Annotated in this window: 15 protein-coding genes; 9 read left to right on the plus strand and 6 right to left on the minus strand. The window is 72.1% G+C overall.

From position 1 onward, the window contains the following. Window positions 1-4: 4 nt before the first annotated feature. Together RUR_RS01680 and RUR_RS01685 are read left to right on the plus strand one after the other, a co-directional pair. Window positions 5-5,170: a type I polyketide synthase gene (locus tag RUR_RS01680; RefSeq protein WP_283133039.1), complete on the plus strand. Its 5,166-nt coding sequence runs from the start codon at window positions 5-7 to the stop codon at window positions 5,168-5,170. Further along, a complete protein-coding gene (locus RUR_RS01685) occupies window positions 5,170-6,822 on the plus strand; it encodes a (2,3-dihydroxybenzoyl)adenylate synthase (RefSeq protein ID WP_283133040.1) in 1,653 nt (550 codons plus the stop codon). Before RUR_RS01680 ends, RUR_RS01685 begins: the two co-directional genes overlap by 1 nt. Before the next feature lie 57 nt (window positions 6,823-6,879). Here RUR_RS01685 and RUR_RS01690 read toward each other — a convergent pair whose 3' ends face one another. The 6 genes from RUR_RS01690 to RUR_RS01715 form a co-directional block, all read right to left on the minus strand. Continuing rightward, window positions 6,880-8,106 (minus strand): class I SAM-dependent methyltransferase, encoded by a 1,227-nt coding sequence (locus RUR_RS01690; RefSeq protein ID WP_283133041.1) that lies wholly within the window; start codon window positions 8,104-8,106, stop codon window positions 6,880-6,882. A gap of 21 nt (window positions 8,107-8,127) precedes the next feature. Next, window positions 8,128-9,108: an NAD-dependent epimerase/dehydratase family protein gene (locus RUR_RS01695; RefSeq protein ID WP_283133042.1), complete on the minus strand. Its 981-nt coding sequence runs from the start codon at window positions 9,106-9,108 to the stop codon at window positions 8,128-8,130. Then, entirely contained in the window at window positions 9,105-10,451 is a 1,347-nt protein-coding gene (locus tag RUR_RS01700) for a nucleotide sugar dehydrogenase (protein WP_283133043.1), read from the minus strand. Before RUR_RS01700 ends, RUR_RS01695 begins: the two co-directional genes overlap by 4 nt. Before the next feature lie 88 nt (window positions 10,452-10,539). Further along, a complete protein-coding gene (locus tag RUR_RS01705) occupies window positions 10,540-11,853 on the minus strand; it encodes a PIG-L deacetylase family protein (protein WP_283133044.1) in 1,314 nt (437 codons plus the stop codon). Between the two features lie 106 nt (window positions 11,854-11,959). Then, window positions 11,960-12,853: a glucose-1-phosphate thymidylyltransferase RfbA gene (rfbA, locus tag RUR_RS01710; protein WP_283133045.1), complete on the minus strand. Its 894-nt coding sequence runs from the start codon at window positions 12,851-12,853 to the stop codon at window positions 11,960-11,962. Window positions 12,854-12,861: 8 nt separating this feature from the next. Then, window positions 12,862-14,061: an acyl-CoA dehydrogenase family protein gene (locus tag RUR_RS01715; protein ID WP_283133046.1), complete on the minus strand. Its 1,200-nt coding sequence runs from the start codon at window positions 14,059-14,061 to the stop codon at window positions 12,862-12,864. A gap of 189 nt (window positions 14,062-14,250) precedes the next feature. Here RUR_RS01715 and RUR_RS01720 point away from each other — a divergent pair, with 189 nt between their 5' ends. The 7 genes from RUR_RS01720 to RUR_RS01750 all read left to right on the plus strand — a co-directional run bounded on the left by RUR_RS01720 (window position 14,251) and on the right by RUR_RS01750 (window position 21,888). After that, a complete protein-coding gene (locus RUR_RS01720; protein WP_283133047.1) occupies window positions 14,251-14,670 on the plus strand; it encodes an SgcJ/EcaC family oxidoreductase in 420 nt (139 codons plus the stop codon). A gap of 78 nt (window positions 14,671-14,748) precedes the next feature. Next, window positions 14,749-15,912 (plus strand): epoxide hydrolase family protein, encoded by a 1,164-nt coding sequence (locus RUR_RS01725; RefSeq protein WP_283133048.1) that lies wholly within the window; start codon window positions 14,749-14,751, stop codon window positions 15,910-15,912. Between the two features lie 37 nt (window positions 15,913-15,949). Continuing rightward, entirely contained in the window at window positions 15,950-16,693 is a 744-nt protein-coding gene (locus RUR_RS01730; RefSeq protein WP_283133049.1) for a DUF2306 domain-containing protein, read from the plus strand. 25 nt (window positions 16,694-16,718) lie between these two features. Then, window positions 16,719-17,396 carry a DUF2306 domain-containing protein gene (locus tag RUR_RS01735; protein ID WP_283133050.1) on the plus strand — a complete coding sequence of 226 codons (678 nt, stop codon included), beginning with the start codon at window positions 16,719-16,721 and terminating at the stop codon, window positions 17,394-17,396. 168 nt (window positions 17,397-17,564) lie between these two features. Then, complete coding sequence (locus RUR_RS01740; RefSeq protein ID WP_283133051.1) at window positions 17,565-18,554, plus strand: DUF1702 family protein; 990 nt, start codon at window positions 17,565-17,567, stop codon at window positions 18,552-18,554. A 392-nt stretch (window positions 18,555-18,946) separates the two neighbouring features. After that, window positions 18,947-19,927, plus strand: a complete 981-nt coding sequence (locus RUR_RS01745; protein WP_283133052.1) for a DUF1702 family protein — start codon at window positions 18,947-18,949, stop codon at window positions 19,925-19,927. Next, entirely contained in the window at window positions 19,924-21,888 is a 1,965-nt protein-coding gene (locus tag RUR_RS01750; RefSeq protein ID WP_283133053.1) for a CRTAC1 family protein, read from the plus strand. Before RUR_RS01745 ends, RUR_RS01750 begins: the two co-directional genes overlap by 4 nt.

The following is a 21,888-nucleotide window of genomic DNA, read 5'->3' on the forward strand; positions in this document are numbered from 1 at the left end:
GTTAATGAACTCACGCGAACCCATCGCCATCATCGGAATGGCCTGCAGATTCGCCGGAGGCATCGATTCGCCGGAGAAGTTCTGGACCCTTCTGCGCGAGGGCGCCGACACCATCGGAGAGCTTCCCGAAGGACGCTGGGATTGGTATGCGATGCAAAGTCGCGAAAACGCAGCGGCCCTTCGTGACGTGACCAAGCGCGGCGCATTCCTCGACGATATAAAGGGTTTCGACGCCGCGTTTTTCGACATCACCCCGCGCGAGGCGTCGCTCATGGACCCGCAGCAGCGGATCATGCTTGAGCTGACCTGGGAGTCGCTGGAACACGCGGGGATCCCGCCGCACACGCTGAGCGGCACCGACACCGGGGTGTTCGTGGGGGTCGGCGCGGACGACTACGGCCGCCGGCTGCTGGAGGACCTGCCCCGGGTGGAGGCGTGGACCGGGATCGGCGGCGCCTACTGCGCGGTGGCCAACCGGGCCTCCTACACGCTCAACCTGCGCGGCCCCAGCGTGGCGGTGGACACGGCCTGCTCGTCCTCGCTGGTCGCGATCCACCTGGCGGTGCAGGCGCTGCGGGCGGGCGAGTGCCCGGTCGCGCTGGCGGGCGGGGTGCTGGTGATCGCCGGGCCGGGCCTGTCGATGGTGCTCGACGCGGCCGGGGCGACGGCGCCCGACGGCCGGTGCAAGTCGTTCGACGCGGCCGCGGACGGCTACGGCCGCGGCGAGGGCGGCGGCATGCTCGTCCTCAAGCGGCTGTCGGACGCCGAGCGCGACGGGGACCGGGTGCTCGCGGTGATCCGCGGCAGCGCCGTCCATCAGGACGGCCGGACCAACGGCATCATGGCGCCCAACGGTGAGGCGCAGGCGCACCTGATGCGCCGTGCCTACCAGGCCGCCGGGATCGACCCGGCCACCGTGGACTACGTCGAGGCGCACGGCACGGGGACGCGGGCGGGCGACCCGCTGGAGGCCGGCGCGATGGCCGAGGTGTTCGGCCCGGGCCGGGAGCGGCCCTGCCTGATCGGCTCGGTCAAGCCGAACATCGGCCATCTGGAGGCCGGAGCGGGCGTGGCCGGGGTCATCAAGACCGTGCTCGCGCTGCGGTACGGGGAGATCCCGCCGAGCCTGAACTGCACGACGCCGAACCCGGCCGTGGACTGGGAGGCCGCGCGCCTGCGGGTGGTCACGGAGCCCACCCCGTGGCCGCACGCGGGCCGGCCCCGGCGCGCGGGCGTGTCCGGGTACGGCTACGGCGGCACGATCGCGCACGTCATCCTGGAGCAGGCCGAGCGGGTCCCGGAGCGGGTCCCCGCCGCCGCGGGGAAGCCGTCCCTCTTCCCGATCTCGGCGGCGAGCCTGGCCGCGCTGACCGGGTACGCCGACCGCCTCGCCGACCGCCTCGCCGGCGGCGACGGCCGGGCCTTGGCCGACGTCGGCCACACCCTGGCCCATCGCCGTACCCATCTGCCGCACCGGGCCGTGGTGGCCGCCGCCGGCCGCGAGCGGCTGGTCGCCGGGCTGCGGGAGGTGGCCGCGGCCGGCTCGGCGTCGACGACCGGGGCCGTGCTGCCCGGCGCGCCGCGCGGCCTGGTCTTCGTGTTCTCCGGGCACGGCTCCCAGTGGATCGGCATGGCCCGCGAGCTGCTCGCGACCGAGCCGGTGTTCGCCGCGGTGATCGAGGAGATCGAGCCGATCTTCGTCGAGGAGATGGGCGTCTCCCCCACCGCGAAGATCCTCGACAGCACCCCGCAGCCGGTCGACGTCGTCCAGCCGATGATCTTCGCGGTCCAGGTGGCGCTGGCCCGCCTCTGGCGCGCGTACGGCGTGCGGCCCGCCGCGCTGATCGGCCACTCCGTCGGCGAGATCGCCGCCGCGGTCGTCGCCGGGGTGCTCACCCTGGAGCAGGGCGCCCGCCTGGTGTGCCGCCGTTCGCTGCTGCTGCGCCGGGTCGCGGGCCAGGGCGCGATGGCCATGGTGAGCCTGCCCCCGCACGAGGCCGGCGCCCGGCTCGGCGACCGCGACGACGTGGCGGTCGCGGTCGCCGCGTCCACCGGCTCGGCCGTGATCTCCGGGGACGTCGCCTCCGTCGCCGAGATCGGCGAACGCTGGCGGGCCGACGGGGTCGTCGTCCGCCCCGTCGACTCCGACGTCGCCTTCCACAGCCCCCGGCTGGACCCGCTGCTCGCCCCGCTCGCCGCGTCCGTCGCGGACCTGACGCCCCTGCCGCCCGCCGTCCCCCTCTACACCACCGCGCTGGCCGACCCGCGCTCCGCCGCCCCCCGCGACGGCGCCTACTGGGCGGCCAACCTCGGCGGCCAGGTCCGCTTCGCCCAGGCCGTGACCGCCGCGGCCGAGGACGGCCACCGCCTCTTCGTGGAGGTCTCCCCCCACCCGGTCGTCGAGCACTCGATCAGCGAGACCCTGGACGACCTCGGTTTCGAGGACGTCTACGTCACCCACTCGCTCCGCCGCAACCGGCCCGAGCGCGAGACGCTCCTGGCCAACCTCGGCGCGCTGTACTGCCACGGCGCCGAGGTGGACTGGTCGGCGCACTGGCCGGACGGCGGGCTCGCCGATTTGCCGACCACGGTGTGGCAGCACCGGCCGTACTGGGCCGAGGAGCCGGCGCGCGGCTCCGCCCTCACCGAGCAGCACGACCCGGAGAGCCACACCCTGCTGGGCGGCCGGGCCACGGTCAACGGCACCACCCCGGCGCACGCCTGGCTGACCCGGCTGGACCGCGACTCCCGCCCCTACCCCGGCGACCACCCCGTGCGCGACGTGGAGATCATTCCGGCCGCGGTGCTGCTCAACACCTTCCTCACCGCCGCCGCCGGCACCGGGGCCTGGCCCGACCTGACCGACGTGGCGCTGCGCATGCCGGTCAGCGTCACCAGCCCGCGCGACCTGCAGGTGGTCCTGCAGGGCGGCACGATCCGGCTCTCCTCACGGCTGGCCGAGGACGCCGCCGACGTCGGATGGCTCACCCACACCACGGCCGTGGTCGAGGCGCAGACGCCGCTCGGCCGCGCCAAGGCGGCCAGAGCCCCCGCCGGCGAGGAGCTGCCCGCCTCCTACCCGGTCGAACGCCTGGCCGAGCTCGGCGTGGCCGCCATGGGCTTCCCCTGGCGGGTGGAGTCGATCCGGCGCGGCGAGCAAACCCTGACGGCCGTCGTCACCGCCGACCCGGACTCCGGCCGGCCCCCCGCCACCTGGGCGCCCGTCCTGGACGCCGCCCTCTCGACGGCGTCGGTGGCCTTCCCCGGACCGCCGGTGCTGCGCATGCCCGCCCACATCCACCGGGTCACCCTCGCCAAGGCCGCCCCGGCCAAAGCCGTGGTCACCGTGCGGATGAACGGCGACGACGCGGTGGACGTGGAGATCGCCGACCTGGACGGCACCGTGACGGGCCGGCTGACCCGGCTGCGGTACGGCCTCCTGGACGGCGGCGTCGGCGTGGTCAGCGACCCGCGCCGCCTGGTGCACAAGGTGGTCTGGCGGCCGGCCGACCGCAGGGAGCCGGCCGCCGCGCCGACCGTCGTCCTCGTCGGCGACAGGACGCCGCTCGCCCGGGCGCTCACCGACCGGCTCACCGCCGCCGGCACGCCGTACCGGACGGTCGGCACCCCGGAGGAACTGCGCGAACGCGACCTCACCGGCGACCACGCCGTCCTGGTGGTCCCCCCGGCCGGGGTGCCCGGCGAGGTGGAGGAGACCGCGGTCCGGGCCACCTGGCTGCTGGCACGGACCGCGCGGCGGCTGGCCGGCGCCCGGCTGTCCAACCCGGCCCGGCTCTGGTGCCTGTCCCAGGGGGTGCGCGAATGCGTGGACGAGGCCGCGCTCGGCCACGGCGGGCTGTGGGGCCTGGCCCGGGTCGTCGGCGGCGAGCACCCGGAGTTCTGGGGCGGGCTCATCGACGTCGACCGCTCGGCCCCCGACCTGGCCGGGGCCCTCGACGTCCTGCGGACCGTCCACGGCGAAGACCTGATCGCGATGCGGGACGGCGCGGCGCTCGTCCCCCGCCTCCTCCCCGTGGACGGCCGCCCTGCGTCGCCCCCGAGCACCTGCCGCCCCGACGGCACCTACCTGATCACCGGCGGCCTGGGCGCGCTCGGCCTGGAGATCGCGCAGTGGCTGGCGAGCCGCGGAGCCCGGCGGATCGTGCTGGCGGGCCGGCGGGCGCTCCCGTCCCGGGACCTCTGGGACGAGCTCACCGACCCGCGGGAGCTGGCCCAGGTCGAGGCGGTCCGGTCGCTGGAGCGGCTCGGCGTCACCGTGGTCACCGTCGCGGTCGACATCGCCGACCCGGTGGCCGCGGCCAAACTGCTCTCCCTGTCCGTGCTCGGGCTGCCGCCGTACCGCGGGGTCGTGCACGCGGCCGGCGTCCTGGACAACCGGATGCTCGGCACCCTGGACGAGGACTCCCTCCGCACGGTGCTCCGGCCCAAGGTCAACGGCGCGCTCGTGCTGCACGGCCTGTTCCCGCCGGGCAGCGTCGACTTCCTCGTGCTCTTCTCCTCCAGCGGCCACCTGCTGGGGCTGCCCGGGCAGGCCAGCTACGGCGCGGGCAACAGCTTCCTGGACACCCTCGCCGCGCACCGCCGCGCCCTCGGCGACACCGCCGCGATCAGCCTGGGCTGGACCTCCTGGCGCGGGCTCGGCATGTCGACCTCGTCGGAGGCGATCGACGCCGAGCTGGCCGCCCGCGGCGTGGCCGACATCACCGCCACCGAGGCGTTCGACTCCTGGGAGCTGGCCGAGCGGTACGGCATGCCGTACGCGGCCGTCCTCCGGTCGATCCCGCTGGAGCCGGGCGGACGCCGGCCCGCGCTTCTCGGCGAGTTGAGCGTGGAGACGCCCGACCAGGAGGCCACGCCGACTTCGGCCGTATCCCCCTGGATCGGTCTGGAAGGCCCCGAGCTGCACAAGTTCCTCACCGAGGAGGTCTGCCGCCAGGTGGCCGCCGTGACCAAACTCTCGGCCGACGAGGTGGACCCCCGTCAGCCGCTGGTCGAGATGGGCCTGGACTCGGTGATGACCCAGCGAATCAGGCGGGCGCTGGAGCGCAGGTTCCGGCTGCCGCTGCCGGTGACGCTCCTGTGGGACCGGCCCACCATCGACTCGGTCGCCGCTCTGCTGACCGAGCGGATCAGCGAAGGGAGTGCGTGATGACACTCGACGGCGTGGTGTCCTGGCCTGCCGACGTGGCCGAGCGGTACCGGGAAGCCGGCTGCTGGCGCGGCCTGCCCCTGGGCGCCTGGCTGTGGGAGTGGGCCGGCCGATGGCCGGACCGGGTCGCGCTCGTCGACGGCGACCGCCGGCTGACCTACCGCGACCTGGCGGTCAAGGCCGACCTGCTGGCCGAGCGCCTGGCCGGGCGGGGACTCGGCCGGGGCGACACCGTGCTGCTCCAGCTCCCGAACCGCTGGGAGTTCCTCGTCGTCACCCTGGCCTGTTTCCGGCTCGGCACCGTGCCGGTGATGATGCTCCCGCCGCACCGCGAGCACGAGCTCGGCTCGATCGGCGCGCACGTACAGGCCAAGGCGCTCGTCGTGCCCGACGTGTGGCGCGGCTTCGACCACCAGGAGCTGGCCCACCGGGTGGCGGCCGGGCTGCCGGACCCCGCGGAGGTGCTGGTGGTGGGTGACTCCGTATGGCCGGAGAGCGTCGACGTGCGCGGCCTCATCGCGGCCGAGGCCGAATCCGGGGACGTGGCCGGACGGCGGGCCCGGCTGGACGCGCGGGCGCCCGCCGGGTCGGACGTGGCCCTGTTCCTGCTGTCCGGCGGCACCACCGGCGTGCCCAAGGTGATCGGCAGGACGCACGACGACTACGGGTACAACATCAGGTGCGCCGCGCGGGCCTGCGGCTTCGGGCCGGACACCGTCTACCTCGCGGTCCTGCCCGCCGGGCACAACTTCCCGCTCGCCAACCCCGGCATCCTGGGCGCGCTGTACTCGGGCGGCCGGGCGGTGCTGCTCCCCTCCCCCCGGCCGGAGCCGGTGTTCGCGGCGATCGAGACCGAGCGGGTCACCGCCGTCTCGGCGGTCCCCGCGGTGGCGCTGCGCTGGGCCCGGGAGGCCGCCGCCGGCGACCGGGACCTGTCGAGCCTGAAACACGTGCACGTCGGCGGGTCGGTGCTCACCCCCGAGCTCGCCGCCGGGATCGGGCCCGCGCTCGGCTGCCGCCTGCAGCAGGTGTACGGCATGGCCGAGGGGCTGGTCTGCTACACCCCGCTCGACGCGCCCGACCACGTGGCCCACGGCACTCAGGGCGTCCCGATCAGCCCGTACGACGAGCTGCTGGTGGTCGGCCCGGACGGGGCCTCCGTGCCGCCCGGCGAGATCGGCGAGCTGCTCACCCGCGGCCCCTACACCCCGCGGGGCTACTACGGCGTGCCCGAGCAGAACCTGCTGTCGTTCACCCCCGAGGGGTGGTACCGCACCGGCGACCTGGTGCGGATCACCCCCGAGGGGAACGTGGTGGTGTGCGGCCGGGTCAAGGACCTGATCAACCGGGCGGGCGAGAAGATCTCGGCCGGGGAGATCGAGACGCTCATGCAGGAGCTGCCGGAGGTCGCCGAGGTGGCCGCGATCGCCGTACCCGACCCGGAGGTGGGTGAACGGGTCTGCGCCTTCGTCCGCCTCCACCCCGGCCGGCGTCTCACCCTGGCCGGCGTTTCCGCCGCGCTGACCGCGCGGGGGCTCGCCGCCTTCAAGATCCCGGAGCTGCTGGAGACGGTGGCGGAGTTCCCGTACACCGCGGTCGGCAAGCCGGACAAGAAGGCGCTGCGCGAACTGCTCGCGACCCGGGTCCCCTGACCCGCCCCCACACGAACAGCCCGCGGGAATCCCGCGGGCTGTCGGGCGTCCGGGCGGTCAACCCCCCGGCACGTGGACCGTCGGGATGTACAGGATCCACCGGCCGCCGGCCTCGGTGAAACCGGTCTCCTTGGCCATGATCTCCTCGGCGTGGTTCCAGGCGAACAGCACCGCGTAGTCCGGGTAGTCGGCGGCGAACACCTCGGGCGGCAACACCGGGATGTGCGACCCGGGCACCAGGTGGCCCTGCTTCTCGGGGGTCGAGTCGCAGACGTACGGGAGCAGCTCCGGCCCGATCCCGCAGAAGTTCGTCACCGTGGTGCACTTGGCCGGGGCGCCGTACCCCACCACCCGCCGTCCCTGCGCCTTGAGCCGCCGCAGCAGGTCCGTCAGGTCCTCGCGGACGCCCTCGACGATCACCCGGAGGCGCTCCAGCGTCTCCGGCTCGTTCAGCCCGCGCGCGTGCTCCTCGGCGAGCAGCCGCGCCACCGAGGCGGACGGGACGCGCCGGCCGGGCCTGGCGATCGTGTAGCGGATCTCGCCGCCGTGCATCCAGATCGGCTCCGCGTCGACCAGCTCGAAGCCGTAGTGGGCGGCGATCGCCTGGACCGAGCGGACGGTGAAGTAGAAGATGTGCTCGTCGTAGATCTGGTCGAAGGCGGTCCGGTCCACGATGGTGCCGAGGTAGGGCTCCTCGAAGACGAAGACGCCGCCGTCGGCCAGGAGCGCGTCCACCCCGCGGAACACCGACCCGATGTGGGAGATGTGGCAGATCGTGTTCGCGCCGAAGATCACATCGGCCGGGCCGTCGCCGTCCCGGACGGCTTTGGCCGTGGTCTCGTCGAAGAACTCGCCCAGCACCCGGACGCCCTTGGCCGCGGCGACCCGCGCCACGTTCCCGGACGGCTCGACGCCGAGATGCCGGACGCCGGCCTCGGCGATCGCGGCGAGCATGACGCCGTCGTTGCAGCCGATCTCCACGATGAACGGGTCGGGCCCGGTGAGCTCGGTGTCCATGAAACGCCGGGCGTTCTCGGCGAAGTGCCTGCGGTGCCCGGCCGATCCCGACGCCTGGTACCGGTACCCGTCGTGGTAGCGGACCTCCTGCTTGACCTCCTCCAGAAGCTGGACGGTCGTGCAGCGGTCGCACCTGCCGACGGCCAGGCGGAAGAAGAGTTCCGACTCGATCTCGTCCGGCCGCAGAAACCCGTTGGCCGTGGGCTGGCGGCCCAGGTCGAGGGCGGCCTCGACGTCACCGCCACACACCCGACAGTTGATCCGCATCTGTTTGGTCCCTTCTCGGTATCAGGCCGCGCCGCTGTCGGGCAGGTCGAGCCACCAGCGGTTGTCCCGGGCCCAGGCGATCGTCGACTCGACGCCCTCGCGCAGCCCGGTCGGGCACGACCAGCCGAGGAGTTCGGACGCCTTGCCGTTGTGGGGGATGCGCCGCGACAGGTCCTCGTACCCCTTGCCGAGCTTCTCGCCCGTGGCCACGTGCACGATCTCCTCGACGCCGGTCAGCTCGGCGACCAGCCCGATCGCCGCGCCGACGGTGTTCTCGACCATGCTGCCGATGTTGAACACCTCGCCCACCGCGCGCGGGTGGACGCCCGCCAGGACGGTGCCGGAGACGGCGTCCCCCACATAGGTGAAGCAGCGGGTCTGCCTCCCCTCGTCGTAGACGACGAGCGGGCGCCCGTTGAGCGCCCGATGGACCGACCGGCTGATCAGGAAGGCGGGCCGCTGCCGCGGGCCGTACACGTTGAAGTAGCGGACGATGGAGGCCGCGAGGCCGTGCCGGCGGGAGAAGGCGAGCACCAGGTGCTCGGTGAGGGCCTTGCTCGTGGAATACGACCAGCGGTCGGCGGAGGTGGAGCCGAGGACCCGGTCGTCGTCCTCCCGCCAGGGCACCGCCGGGTTCTTGCCGAAGACCTCGCTGGTGCTGGCCGCGACGACCCTGGTCCCCGCGGCCGCGGCGGCCTCCAGCACGTTCCTGGTGCCGGTGAAGTTGATGTCGATGACGTCCAGCGGGCGGGCCAGGTACTCGTCCACGCCGACGACGGCGGCCAGGTGGTAGACGACGTCCGTCCCGGGCTCGACGGCCTTGGCCAGCGCGTCGGGGTCGAGGACGTCCCCGGGCACGAACCGGACGTCGGCGGCGACGGGGCCGGCCGGGGGGACGGCGTCGAACACGGTGACCTCGTCCCCGCGGGCGAGCAGGCGGTCCACCAGGTGGCCGCCGACGAAACCGCTGCCGCCGGTGACCACGACCCGGGACGCGCTCACCGCCCGACCCCCCGGTAGTGGTAGCCGAGCGAGCGGAGCTCGTCGATCTTCTCCCGCGAGTAGTAGGCCCGGCCGTCCAGGACCAGGCACGACTCGGCGACGGGCAGCGTGGCGAAGTCGATGGACTCCAGCTCGCGGTGGAGCGCCAGGACGGCGACGCAGGACGCGCCGCGCACCGCCTCCTCCAGGCTCGGCGCGAGCTCCCGGCCGAAGAGGTCCTCGGCCTCGGCCCGGTCCACCAGCGGGTCGTAGAGGGTCACCTCGCCGCAGGCGCGGGCCAGCTCCGCCACGGCGCCCAGGGTCGGGGTGGCCCGCAGGTCGCCGGTGTTGTTCTTGAAGGCCAGCCCGAGGACGGCCACCTTCGACGTGGCCGGATCCTTACCGATCTTGGTGAGCATGTCCACGGCGAGCTGGGCGGTGTAGGCCGGCATGCTGTCGTTGGCGGTACGGCACGCGGGCACGGTGTGGATCTCCAGGCCGCGCTCCCTGGCCGACTTCCACACCATCCACGGGTCCTTGGTCAGGCAGGAGCCGCCCACGCCCACGCTCGGCAGCAGGATGTGGACCGTGCCCTTGCCGACCGGCATGGAGTTGGCCGCCCTGATCACGTCGAGCACGTCCACGTCGTACAGCGCGGCGAACTTGGCCAGCTCGTTGCCGAGGGCGATGCTCAGGTCGAACCACCAGTTGCTGGCGAGCTTGACGATCTCGGCCGCCTCCAGGGAGTCCAGCTCGATCACCTCGACGTCCAGCGCCGCGCGCCAGAACTCGGCCGCGTGCCGGGCGCACTCGGCGTTCAGCCCGCCCGCCACGATCGGCAGGGTCCGCAGGTCGTGCAGCGCGGTGCCCTCCGACAGGCGCTCGGGGGTGAAGGCGAGGCCGAAGTCCTCCCCCGCGGTCAGCCCGCCCCACTCCAGCAGCGGCAGCACCAGGCTGCGCACGGTGCCGGGCGGGACCGTGCTCTTGAGCAGCACCAGCTGGCCGGACCGAAGGTGCGGCCCGAGGTCGGCGCAGGCCCGGGCGAGCTGCTCGTCGGCGAGCGACCCGTCCGGCCGGACCGGCGTGCCGACCGCGACCAGGACGACGTCCGCCTTGGCGACCGCGGCGTAGTCGGTCGTCACCCGGAGCCTGCCGCCCGCGACGGCGGCCGCCAGCAGTTCGGGCAGTCCCTCCTCGGCGAAGCGGCAGTGGCCGCGGGCGAGTTCCCCGATCAGCTCGGTGTTGGTGTCGACACCGATCACGTCCAGACCGCGGTCGGTCAGGGTCGCCGCGAAACACGAACCGACGTACCCCATGCCGACGATGGCGACACGCGGGGCACGGTCCTCCGGTAAAAAGCGCATAAATCCTCCACTGCCAAAGGAACTACCGCATTGGGCTGATTCGATAGTGTTCCGGGTGGATTGTTGATGGCATCTCCGTGCGTGCCGGTCAGGCCGCCGAGGTGACGGGATCGGGGAAAGGCAGCCGGCGCCGGTGTTCGATCACCCGCACATCGGTGCGCATGGCGTCCACGGAGAAGACCAGCTCCACGGCGTCGTCATTGGCCAGCAGGGCGTCCACCTCGGGGAACGCGCCCGGATCGGCGAGGAACTCCAGCCCGGCCCGGGTGCCGAGACCGGTGGTTCCCGCGGTGAAGAAAATGGTTTTCCGATGGTCGGACGGGTGTTCGACCCGGGAAATCACCCCGACGTCGCCACCATTCCGATCCGGATATATGCGCTTGTCGTTATGCCGGTCATACACATAGCCCCGGCCCGCGTCGCTCTCCATAATCCAGCGAATTTTCGAGATTTTGTTATACATATCCCGGACGACAACGCTGGAGCCCGGCGTCCCGGCGAGCAGGAGGTCCCCGTCCAGCGTCTCGTCCGCCACGTCGGCGCCGTTGGCGAAGATCTCCCGAAAGGGGACCCGGGTGCCCCGCCAGGCGTCCGCGAACGACCGCCGCAGCCGGTCGCGCCCGAGGTTGAGGTGGAGCTCGGCCGAACGGGACTCCGCCGACGGATAGAGCAGGGTGACCGGCGAACCGCCGGCCAGGGGCGACCAGAGCCGGTGAAACGGCGACTCCGACATCATGATCGCGGGCCGGACGCCGCGGACGGCCCCCGCCTGGTGCCCCACCTCGAACGCCTCGGCCCTGTCCAGCCGCGCCGCCGCGCCGAGCCTGGACTCGTATCCGGCCAGATCCATCCGGTTGATCGTGCCCTGCTGGGAGACGTGTACGGCGAGCGCGCGGCTCTTGAACGCGGCCCGCTCCGGGGTCACCTCGACGAAGACCTGCGGGTCGAACCGGCTCGGCTCACCCGAGACGTGGATGGAGAAGTGCAGGAACGCGGTGTCGCGGAAGGACGCGTGCGCGAGCCGGTGCGCCTCGACGTGGTCGTTGTGGCTGTCGGCGTCGGTGTGGGTGACGACCACGTCCGGCCGCAGGCCGGGGAGGAGCCTGCGGATGTGCTGGACCGTGGCCCGGCTCACCCGCAGGTGACCGTCGTCGAGCCCGGCGAACGACACCCGGTCCCCCGGGATCCCCATGGCCTCGGCGGCGGCTCTGGCCTCCTTGCGGCGGACGCCCGCGAGGACGGGGTCGGGGACGTCGGTGAGGACGAGCAGGGACACGTCGTGACCGGCGGACAACGCCTTGCAGAGCAGCGCACCCGCCCCGATCTCGATGTCGTCCGGGTGGGCGCCGACGGCGAGGATCCTGAGCGGCCCCGCGGCCCCGGGACGGCGGCTGGCGGACAAGGTGACCTCCTTGACTGGCCGCGCGCGTGCGAACGCGCGGCCGGACACATGGGCGAGTGGCCACGCCTCCCGTGGCCACCCCGATACCGCGCGAGAACCCGGGCCGTCAGCCGACCGGGTGGAGGCGGGCGCCCGCGTCGACCGCGACCTTCATCAGGTGCGCGCCGTAGTCCGACTTGGCCAGCCGCTCGCCGAGCGCGTAGCACCGCTCGGCGTCGATGAAGCCCATCCGCAGCGCGATCTCCTCCAGGCAGGCCACGCGCCGGCCGGACCGGCGTTCGGCCAGCCGCACGTAGCGGCTCGCGTCCAGCAGCGAGTCGTAGGTCCCCGCGTCGAACCAGCGGTACGGCTCGCGCAGCGTGACCACCCGCGCCCGGTCCTGCTTCAGGTAGGCGGCGCAGACGTCGACGATCTCCAGTTCCCCCCGCCAGGAGGGCTTCAGGTCCTTGGCGAACTCCACCCCGTCGGCGTCGAAGAGGTACAGCCCGGTGGCGGCCAGGTCGGACTTCGGCCGGGCCGGCTTCTCCTCCAGGGAGAGCAGCCTGCCGTCGGCGTCGACCTCCGCGACGCCGAAGCGCTCGGGGTCCGGCACCTGGTAGCCGAAGAGCAGGCAGCCGGTGTGGTCCTTGGCGGCCTGGCTCATCAGCTCCGGCAGGCCGGGCCCGTCGAAGATGTTGTCCCCCAGGACCAGCGCGACCGGCTCGTCACCCGCATGCTTGGCCCCGATGATCAGGGAGTCGCCGTCGCCGCGCGGGACCGGCTGCTCGGCGTAGGACAGCGCGAGCCCGAGGTCGTCCCCGTCGCCCAGGAGCCGCCGGAGTGCGGGGAGCGCGTCGGGGGTGGAGATGATGAGGATGTCCCGGATTCCCGCCATCATCAGCGTCGACATCGGATAGTAGATCATCGGCTTGTCGTAGACCGGCAGCAGCTGCTTGTGGGTGCCCAGCGTGACCGGATAGAGCCGTGTCCCGCTCCCCCCGGCGAGGATGATTCCCTTCATCGCCGTTCTCAGAGGTACATCGAGTTGGGTTCGAGCCCGCACAGGACCCGTCCGTACAACTCGTAGTTGGTGTTGGCGTGCATCAGCGCGTGCAGGTTGAGCGCGTGGACGTCGCGCTGGATCCGCTGGATCGGCACCGAGCGGTAGAGCGAGGAGCCGCCGCTCGCGGTGGCCAGCACCTCCACGGCCTGCTTGGCCAGGTCGAAGGAGCGGCCCAGCCAGACCCGGGCGCTCACCCGCTCCTCGATCGTCCAGGGTTCGCGGGTGGCGCCCTTGCCGTCGAGCAGGTCGGCGACGCGGTAGGCGTTGAACTGGGCTTCGTCGATCTTCAAGGTCGCCTCGGCCACGTTCAGATGGGTCACCGCCGCGTCGGCCTGGGCGGTGTAGCTGCTGTAGGTGATCTTCCTGCCGGGGAGCCGGTCGAGGAACTGGGTCCGCGCCGCCCTGGCCAGGCCGACCGCGACCCCGGCGAACCCGGCGCAGCCGGTCGGCACGAGCGGGGCGCTGAACACCGGGGAGCCGGCGTTGAGCTCGGAGGCGTAGTGGCCCTGGAGGACCACCGGGAGCGGGAGAACCCGGTCGCCGGGGACGAACAGGTCGCTCGCTGCCGTGGTCACGCTGCCCGTGGCCGCCAGCCCGGAGGTGTACCAGTCGTCCACGATCTGGAGCTGGGACATCGGCACCACCGCCAGCACCGGCCACATACTGCCGTCGGGGGCCGGGGCCATGGCGAGGATGACCTGCCAGTGGCTGTGGTGCGCCCCGCTGATGAACTGCCACCGGCCGTTGACGACCAGGCCGCCGTCGGCGGGCTCGGCCATGGCGGTCGGGCTGAGCACCGCGCACACCCGCGCGCCCGGCTCGGCGAAGACCTCGTCCTGCACGTGGTCGGGGAAGAGACAGGCGATCCAGTTGCTGATCGACCAGACGGCGGCGTTCCACGCCGTCGAGCCGTCGGCGCCGGCCAGCGTGGCCAGGACGTCGGAGAGGGTGCGTGAGTCGGTCTCGTAGCCGCCGTAGCGCAGGGGCCGTCGCATGTTGAAGATCCCCGCGTCTGCCATCGCCTGGACGACGTCGTCGTGCAGGCGGCGGTTCTGCTCCGACCACTCCGCCTTCGACGCGATCAGGGGCAGCAGGTCGTTCGCCCGCTTGAGCAGCTCGTCTCGGGAGCCGACGCCGGTGCTTTCGGACACGGTGCTGTGGGACACGGGGTCCTCCTCGTGTTCTTCGCGGTGCGGGTAACTGATTCGTCCTCTATCGGAGGATGCTGCGCCCCGCGCGCGGGCGCATCTTCTCCGTTGCGGCGGCGCACCGGTAAGAGCAATTCCGAGGATGCCGAAGTCACCTGTTTTTCTGCACTCTCCTCACAGAACCACCCACACCAGGAGGAGGACCACATGTCGATCACCCAGAGGGCAAGCGTCGACGGGGAGACCATCGCCGCGGTGCGCGAGGTGCAGCAGCAGATCGTCCAGGCCTGGGCCAAGCACGACGCGGACGCGTTCGCCGAGGTGTTCACCGAGGACGGCACGATGATCCTGCCCAAGAACGTATTCTCCAAGGGCCGGGCCGAGATCCGCGCCTTCATGGCCGCCGCGTTCGCCGGGCCGTTCAAGGGAACCCAGGTCACCGGGGCGCCGGAGCAGGTCCGCGTCCTCGGCCCCGACGTCGCCGTCCTGGTCAGCCGGGGCGGGGTGCTCGCCCCCGGCGAGACCGAGGTCGCGGGCGAGCGCGAGGTGCTGGCGACCTGGCTGCTCCAGCGGCACGACGGCCGGTGGAAGCTCGCCGCCTACCAGAACACCCCGGCCACCGCCTGACCGAAGACGCGGCGCCACCCACCCGACCCCGCGGTACGACTCTCCCTGATTCGCCCCCCAATCGAGGAGTTCACCCCCATGCAGCCCTTCCAGATAGAGATCCCCGACTCGCACCTCGCCGATCTGCGGCAGCGGATCGGGGCTACCCGGTGGCCGTCCGCCGTCGACTCAGGCCCCGGCTGGGAGCGCGGCGTCCCGCTGACCTACCTCAAGGAGCTCGCCTCCTACTGGCAGGAGGAGTACGACTGGCGCGCCGCCGAACGGGAGATCAACCGGTACCCGCAGTTCACCACCGAGATCGACGGCGCGCCGGTCCACGTCCTGCACGTCGCCTCGGCCGTCCCCGGCGCCCGCCCGCTGCTGCTCACCCACGGCTGGCCCAGTTCGATCGTCGAGTTCCTCGACGTGATCGGCCCGCTCACCGACCCGGCGGCGCACGGCGGCGACCCGGCCGACGCCTTCCACGTGGTGGTCCCGTCGCTCCCCGGTCACGGGTTCTCCGGCCCGCTGCGGGCGCCGGGGTGGGACGCGCGGCGGATCGCGGGGGCCTGGGCCGAGCTCATGCGCCGCCTCGGCTACGACTCCTACCTCACGGCCGGTGGGGACTGGGGGTCGCTCATCTCCCTCGAACTGGGCCGGCTGGACCCCGGCCACGTGACCGGGGCGCACCTGACCATGCTGCTGACCCTGCCCTCCGGCGACCCGGCGGAGATGGCCACGCTGACCGAGGAGGACTTCGCCCGGCTCGGCAAGCTCTCCCGCTACGACGCCGAGCTCTCCGCGTACCTGAGGCTCCAGTCGACCAGGCCGCTGACGGTCTCCTACGGGCTCACCGACTCCCCCGTGGGGCAGCTCGCCTGGATCACCGAGAAGTTCCGCGAGTGGACCGACTCCGCCAAGACGCCGGAGGACGCGGTCGGCCGCGACCGGCTGCTGACCAACGTGAGCGTCTACTGGTTCACCGGCACCGCGGCCTCGGCCGCCCAGCTGTACTACGAGTCCGCCCCCGCCCTGGGTGCGCTGTTCACCCCCGGCGCCCGCCCCGAGCCCGTCCCCGTGCCCATCGGCGTCGCCGCCTTCCACGGCGACCCGGTGACGCCGGTACGGGCCTTCGCCGAGCGGGACTACCCGTCGATCTCGTACTGGTCGGAGATCGAGAAGGGCGGCCACTTCCCCGCCATGGAACAGCCACGGCTGTTGGTCGAGGACATCCGGGCCTTCGCCCGGACCCTCATCGCGTAACGCGACCTCCTCGGGTGTGAGCAAGAAGGAACACGACATGACACAGACTCGGCTGGATCACACCGCCCCCGCCCGCGCCGCGCTCCCCTGGTGGCGACGGCCGTGGATCATCCCCCTCGCGCTCGTGGTCGCGCTGGTGCTCGCCTACATCTGGCCGCACTACATCACCCTGGACCCCGCGACGGCGACCGTGCCGGTGCCGCCGCAGTATCCGTACAAGTACCCCCTCCTCGTCGCGCACATCTTCTTCGGATCCGTCGCGCTGATCGCGGCGGTGCCGCAGCTGTGGCCCAAGCTCCGGCGGACCAAGCCGCACCTGCACCGCCTGTCCGGGCGGATCTACGTCTTCGGCGGCGTCCTGCCGGGCGCCGTGATGGCCGCCGTCCTGCTGACCTACATCGGCGGGCCCGGCTGGATGGGCCGGATCGCCCTGGAGGTGCTCTGGGTCGTCACCACCGTGGTGGGGTGGCGGATGATGCGGAAACGCCGCAAGGCCGAGCACCGGCGTTGGATGATCTACAGCTTCGCGTTGACGATGGACGCCTTCACCACCCGGTTGATGATCTTCGTCATCGCCTCGGCCGCCGGCCCGCGCCTGGACCTGGCGCTGTTCCTGGAGACGGTCGCCTGGACCGGCTGGCTGATCAACCTCTGTGTCGCGCACTGGTGGATCGAGCGGACCAGCCGGCCGGCCGTCCGCCGTACGGCCTCCCGGGTCCCGGAGCCGGCCGAGGCCTCCGCCGACCCCGACGAGCCCGGACGCTCCCCCGCCGTGGCGTGAGGACCGCCCACTCAAGGAGGTCGTATTGTCAAGCACCGTCGAGCATCGGGACCGGCGGCGCCCCACCCCCGCTTCACGGCGCAGGCCGTGGGTGGGGCTGCTCGCCCTGCTCGTCGTGGCGTTCCTCTTCGTGGTCTGGCCGCCGTACCTCACCCTGGACCGCACCCTGTCCAGGATCCCGCTCAACCCCGACCCCGGCCACATCCACTACGCGCTCGTCGTCGCGCACATCTTCTTCGGCTCGGTCGCGCTGATCGCCGGCATCCTCCAGCTGTGGCCGTGGCTGCGCCGCGGACACCCGCGGACGCACCGCGCCGTGGGGCGGATCTACGTCTTCGGCGGGATGCTGCCCGCGGCGGTGGGCGCCCTGGTGATGATGCCGATGGGGGCGCTCAACACCCTCGGAATGATCGGCACCGCGATCTGGGCCGTCCTGGCGCTGAGCACCACGTTCCTCGCCGTCAGGGCGGCCAGACGCCGCCGCTACGACGAGCACCGGCGCTGGATGATCTACAGCTTCGCCCTGGCGCTCGCGCCGATCAGCAGCCGCCTGTGGTTCTTCCTCCTGCTCGCCGTGGTCCCCGGAGCCGAGAACATGATCGGCCTCGTCGGAATCGTCGGCGCGTTCTGGCTGAACTGGATCGGCAACCTCGCCCTCGCCCACTGGCGGGTGCGCCGTATTCCCGTCCTCGCCCGCCGCTGAAACACACCTGAGCATTCTCGAAAAAGAAGTCGGCATTTTCGCGAAACCCATCCGAGAACCTCGCGGATGGGTTTCGCCGCGTTTCCAGGGTGGGCAATACGCGAGTTGTCGCCGTCTAATCGCCGTCTGAGCATGGAATGGTACCGGCGATTGACGCGAGGAGGCTCGGTGTCGACATTTATCGGTTCGCTGCGCCGGCTGCTGCTGGCCCCCAGCCTAGCCGAGGTGACTTTCGAAAGACGCGGCTTTCCCGTGACGCCGTCGGCGGCCACAAGAAAGCTGGAGGCAATTCCCCAGGCCGTGGTGTGCGGGTTTGAATGGGGGATCGACGCACGTGGCCAATGGGAGGTCGAGCGGCGCCTGGAGATGGTGGAGGAGGAGCTGCGCGGATTCGCCTACGAAGGCGCGACGATGGCTTTCACCGTGCTGGACGCGATGGGCGGCGGTCGCGGCCGCCGCACCCGCGACCTGCTGCTCGGCCCCGGCCACCCGCACATCTTCCTCACCTACATCGGCATCGGCTTCGCCATGGCCAGGCTCCCCCGGCCGCTGTGGAAGAAGGTGCTGCCCGACCTGTCCGGCTCGCCGTACCACCCGACGATGAGCTGGCTCGCCGTCGACGGATTCGGGTTCGACCGCGCCTACTTCGACACCCGGGAGTGGGTCGACGGGCAGAAGACGCCCGCACCCTACCCCTGGCAGGGCTCCGCCGACTACTTCCCCCGTGCGTTCGACCAGGGCGTCGGCCGGGCCCTGTGGTTCATCCACGGCGCCCGGACGGCCCAGGTCGCCGCGGCCGTGCGCCGTTTCGCGCCGCACCGGCACGCCGACCTGTGGAGCGGGGTCGGGCTGGCGTCCGTCTTCGCCGGCGGCTCCGACGCCGAGTCGCTCGCCGCGCTGCGCGAGGAGGCCGGCGAGCACGGGGCGGAGATGGCGCAGGGCGCGGTCTTCGCGGTGAAGGCGCGGCACTACGCCGGATTCGTCCCGGAGCACTCCGCGGCCTCGACGGCAGCGCTCACCGGGTTGTCCGTCGCGGACGCGGTGGCGCTCGCCGACGACACGGCCGTGGACCCCGGTGCCGTGGGCTCCGTCCCCCCGTACGAGACCTGGCGGCGGCGGATCCGCGGCCGTTTCGCCCGCAGCGGGTCCCCGGCCTGAGCCCGTCGCCGGAGCACGTCTTCGGGTCGAGCGGTCCCGGAAAGACACTCCGAAGGGTCGACCGGGCCTTTCCCGGCAAGCCGGATCCGCATGCCCGGACGGCATTCCCCGCATGACGGCCGGAAAACTCCGGCGATTTATCGGGCTTCTCGCCACGAGGAGCCCGATTTCGTATGTCCGGAATCAATTCACCGGACTGAGCAAGCGCGGAGTTGAACAACGTTCCATGCTCTGGATAATCAATCCGGCTTTTTCCAAGAAATGCCTTCCCCGACCTGCGTGGAAACCGTTGACCCAACTGAGCAAGCGCGGAGTTGGGACGTTTCCGAACCGCTCGGTAATTTGTCGGAAAACTCCCTTGGACAGGGCCGGATCAAAGGGTGGAGACAGAATTGTCCAGCGCTCTAAGGTCACTGAGACGGCGCGTTCTGACGCCGAACGTATCGGAAACCAAACTCGCGAATCGCGGCTTTCACGTAAAAAGCCGCGAGGCCCGGGCCTCGCTGGAGAACATCGGCGAGACGTTCCTGACCGGCTTCGCCGCGGCGGTGGAGGCGCGCACGGTCGCCGACGCGGAGGAGCGGCTGGAACAGCTGCCCGCGGCCATGCGCGGCTTCGCCTACGAGGGCGCGGGAATGGGCTTCGGGGTCCTCGACGCGATGCCCTTCACGAGCGGCCGGAAGAACGCCGAATTCATCGCCGGACGCGGGGCCGCCCACGTCTACATGGTCTACGTGGGCATCGGCTGGGCGATGGCGCGGCTGCCGCGCTTCCGCTGGCCGAAGAGCGAGGGGCTGGATCCGCTGCTGATCGGGCTCGTGCACGACGGGTACGGGTTCCACCAGGCGTACTTCCACACCCGCAAATACGTGCACGAGCACTACCAGGCCCCCCGGTTCCCCTGGCCGGCCCACGATCCGAGCGGCTACAACAACCGGGCGGTCGACCACGGGATCGGGCGGGCCCTGTGGTTCGTCGGCGGCAGCGACGTCGACCGGGTGTCCACCCTGGTGGAGCGGTTCCCCGCCGCCCGCCACGGCGACCTGTGGGCCGGGGTGGGCCTGGCCGCCACCTACGCGGGCGGGGCCGGCGACGCCGAGCTCCACGAGCTCCTCGACCGGGCCGGCGTGCACCGCCCCCAGCTGGCCCAGGGCAGCTCCTTCGCCGCCGAGGCCCGGATCCGCGCCGGTCTGCTGGTGCCGCACAACGAGCGGGCCACCCGGATTCTGTGCGGCATGAATCCGCAGGACGCGGCCCGGGTCAGCCAGGAGAACCTGCCCGACGGGCCGTTCACCGGTGACCTGCGGGCCTTCCAGATATGGCGACAGCTCATCGCCGATCAATTCGTATCCATTGGAGGTGTCACCTCATGACCACGACAGCTGGCTGGCTGCGCCGGCAACTGCCGGGCATCGTCGCCCTCGGCCTGATGGCGGCCGTGTTTGTGGTGGGAAACCCGCGCTTCGCCTCGGCCGACGAACGGACCGAGCTGGCGAGCGCCTACAAGTTCACGCCGATGAGCGTCGCGATGCCGGGCGGCTTCCGGGAACAGACGATCCGCAAGGTCAACCAGGACTACAAGAAGATCAACGCCTGGATCTCGTCGGTGGGCGCCTCGATCGCGATGAACGATCTGGACGGCGACGGCCTCGACAACGACCTGTGCATCGTCGACACCCGGACCGACCAGGTGGTGGTGACGCCCACCCCGGGTGAGCGCGACAAGCGGTACCCGGCGTTCACGCTGACCACCGGCGGCCTGCCGATGGGCCACGCCATGGCCCCCATGGGCTGCGCGCCCGGCGACTTCAACGAGGACGGGCGGATGGACCTGCTCGTCTACTACTGGGGCCGCACCCCGATCGTCCACCTGCGGGCGCCCGCCGCGACCAGGCTCGACGCCGCGGCCTTCCCGGCGGCCGAGCTGGTGCCGAACTCGGGGCGCACGCCGTACGACGGCCCGGTCTGGAACACCAACACCGCCACCGTCGCCGACTTCGACGGGGACGGCCACGTGGACCTGCACATCGGCAACTACTTCCGCGACGGCTCCCCCGTCCTGGACCACACGATGGCCGGCGACGTGGAGATGAACGACTCCCTGTCCCGGGCCTTCAACGGCGGCCACAACCACGTCTTCCGCTGGACCGGGGCGTCGGCGAACTCGGTGACCTTCGCCAAGGTGGAGGGCGTCCTGGACGAGGACGTCTCGCGCGGCTGGGACCTCGGCGCCACCTCGGTGGACCTGGACGGGGACAACCTGCCCGAGCTCTTCCTCAACATGGACTTTGGCCCCGACCGGCTGCTCCACAACCGCTCGACCCCGGGGAACATCCGGTTCGCCCTGGTGGAGGGCTCGCGGGACGCCTTCACCCCCAAGTCCAAGACGCTCGGCATCGACTCGTTCAAGGGCATGGGCTCCGACGCGGCCGACCTGAACCACGACGGCCTCCTGGACCTGTTCGTCAGCAACATCACCACCCCGTACGGCATCCAGGAGAGCAACCTGCACTTCCTGTCCACCGCCAAGGACCAGGCCGACCTGCGGCGGCAGTTCCTGGCCGGGCACGCGCCGTACGAGGACCGCAGCGGCCCGCTCCGCACCGCCTGGGGCGGCTGGAACTGGGACGTCAAGATCGAGGACTTCAACAACAGCGGTGAGCAGGTCATCACCCAGGCCGCCGGGTTCGTCAAGGGCTGGGTCAACCGGTGGGCGCAGCTGCAGGAGCTCGCCACCGCCAACGACATCGTCACGCACAGCCCGCTCTCCTGGCCGGTCGCCAACGAGGCCGCCGACATCGCCGGCCAGCAGCCCATGGTCTTCTTCGTCAAGGACGGCAACGGCGGGTACGCCGACATCTCCAGGGAGCTCGGCCTGGCCGTGCCGATCCCCAGCCGGGGCATCGCCACCGGGGACGCCAACGGGGACGGCCTGATCGACTTCGCGGTGGCCCGGCAGTACGGCGCGCCGGAGTTCTACCTCAACGAGAGCCCGTCCCCGGGCGCCTTCCTGGGGCTGCGGCTCCGGCACGAGGGCGGCGCCGGCACCCCGGCCGCCGGGGCCCTGCCCGCCGCCGGCTCCCCCGTGATCGGCGCCCAGGTGAGCGTGACCACCGCCGACGGCCGCCGGTTCCTGGGCCGGGTGGACGGCGGGAGCGGCCACTCCGGCAAGCGCGCCCAGACCGTGCACATCGGCCTCGGCCAGAACGTGACCGGACCGCTCAAAGTCCGCCTGACCTGGCGTGACCGGGCCGGCCAGGCGCACAGCCAGGATCTTCAGCTCACGCCGGGATGGCACAACCTCACGCTCGGCTCGATGGCGAAGGAGCAGTGA

Origin of the sequence: Rhizohabitans arisaemae (assembly GCF_025996515.1) — a bacterium.
Taxonomy (GTDB): domain Bacteria; phylum Actinomycetota; class Actinomycetes; order Streptosporangiales; family Streptosporangiaceae; genus Rhizohabitans; species Rhizohabitans arisaemae.

What these genes read in the sequence shown, in the direction of transcription:
- RUR_RS01680 (WP_283133039.1), top strand. Translation starts at nt 5, where the DNA reads ATGAACTCACGCGAACCCATCGCCATCATCGGAATGGCCTGCAGATTC.
- RUR_RS01685 (WP_283133040.1), top strand. Translation starts at nt 5,170, where the DNA reads ATGACACTCGACGGCGTGGTGTCCTGGCCTGCCGACGTGGCCGAGCGG.
- RUR_RS01690 (WP_283133041.1), bottom strand. Translation starts at nt 8,106, where the DNA reads ATGCGGATCAACTGTCGGGTGTGTGGCGGTGACGTCGAGGCCGCCCTC.
- RUR_RS01700 (WP_283133043.1), bottom strand. Translation starts at nt 10,451, where the DNA reads ATGCGCTTTTTACCGGAGGACCGTGCCCCGCGTGTCGCCATCGTCGGC.
- rfbA (WP_283133045.1), bottom strand. Translation starts at nt 12,853, where the DNA reads ATGAAGGGAATCATCCTCGCCGGGGGGAGCGGGACACGGCTCTATCCG.
- RUR_RS01720 (WP_283133047.1), top strand. Translation starts at nt 14,251, where the DNA reads ATGTCGATCACCCAGAGGGCAAGCGTCGACGGGGAGACCATCGCCGCG.
- RUR_RS01725 (WP_283133048.1), top strand. Translation starts at nt 14,749, where the DNA reads ATGCAGCCCTTCCAGATAGAGATCCCCGACTCGCACCTCGCCGATCTG.
- RUR_RS01730 (WP_283133049.1), top strand. Translation starts at nt 15,950, where the DNA reads ATGACACAGACTCGGCTGGATCACACCGCCCCCGCCCGCGCCGCGCTC.
- RUR_RS01750 (WP_283133053.1), top strand. Translation starts at nt 19,924, where the DNA reads ATGACCACGACAGCTGGCTGGCTGCGCCGGCAACTGCCGGGCATCGTC.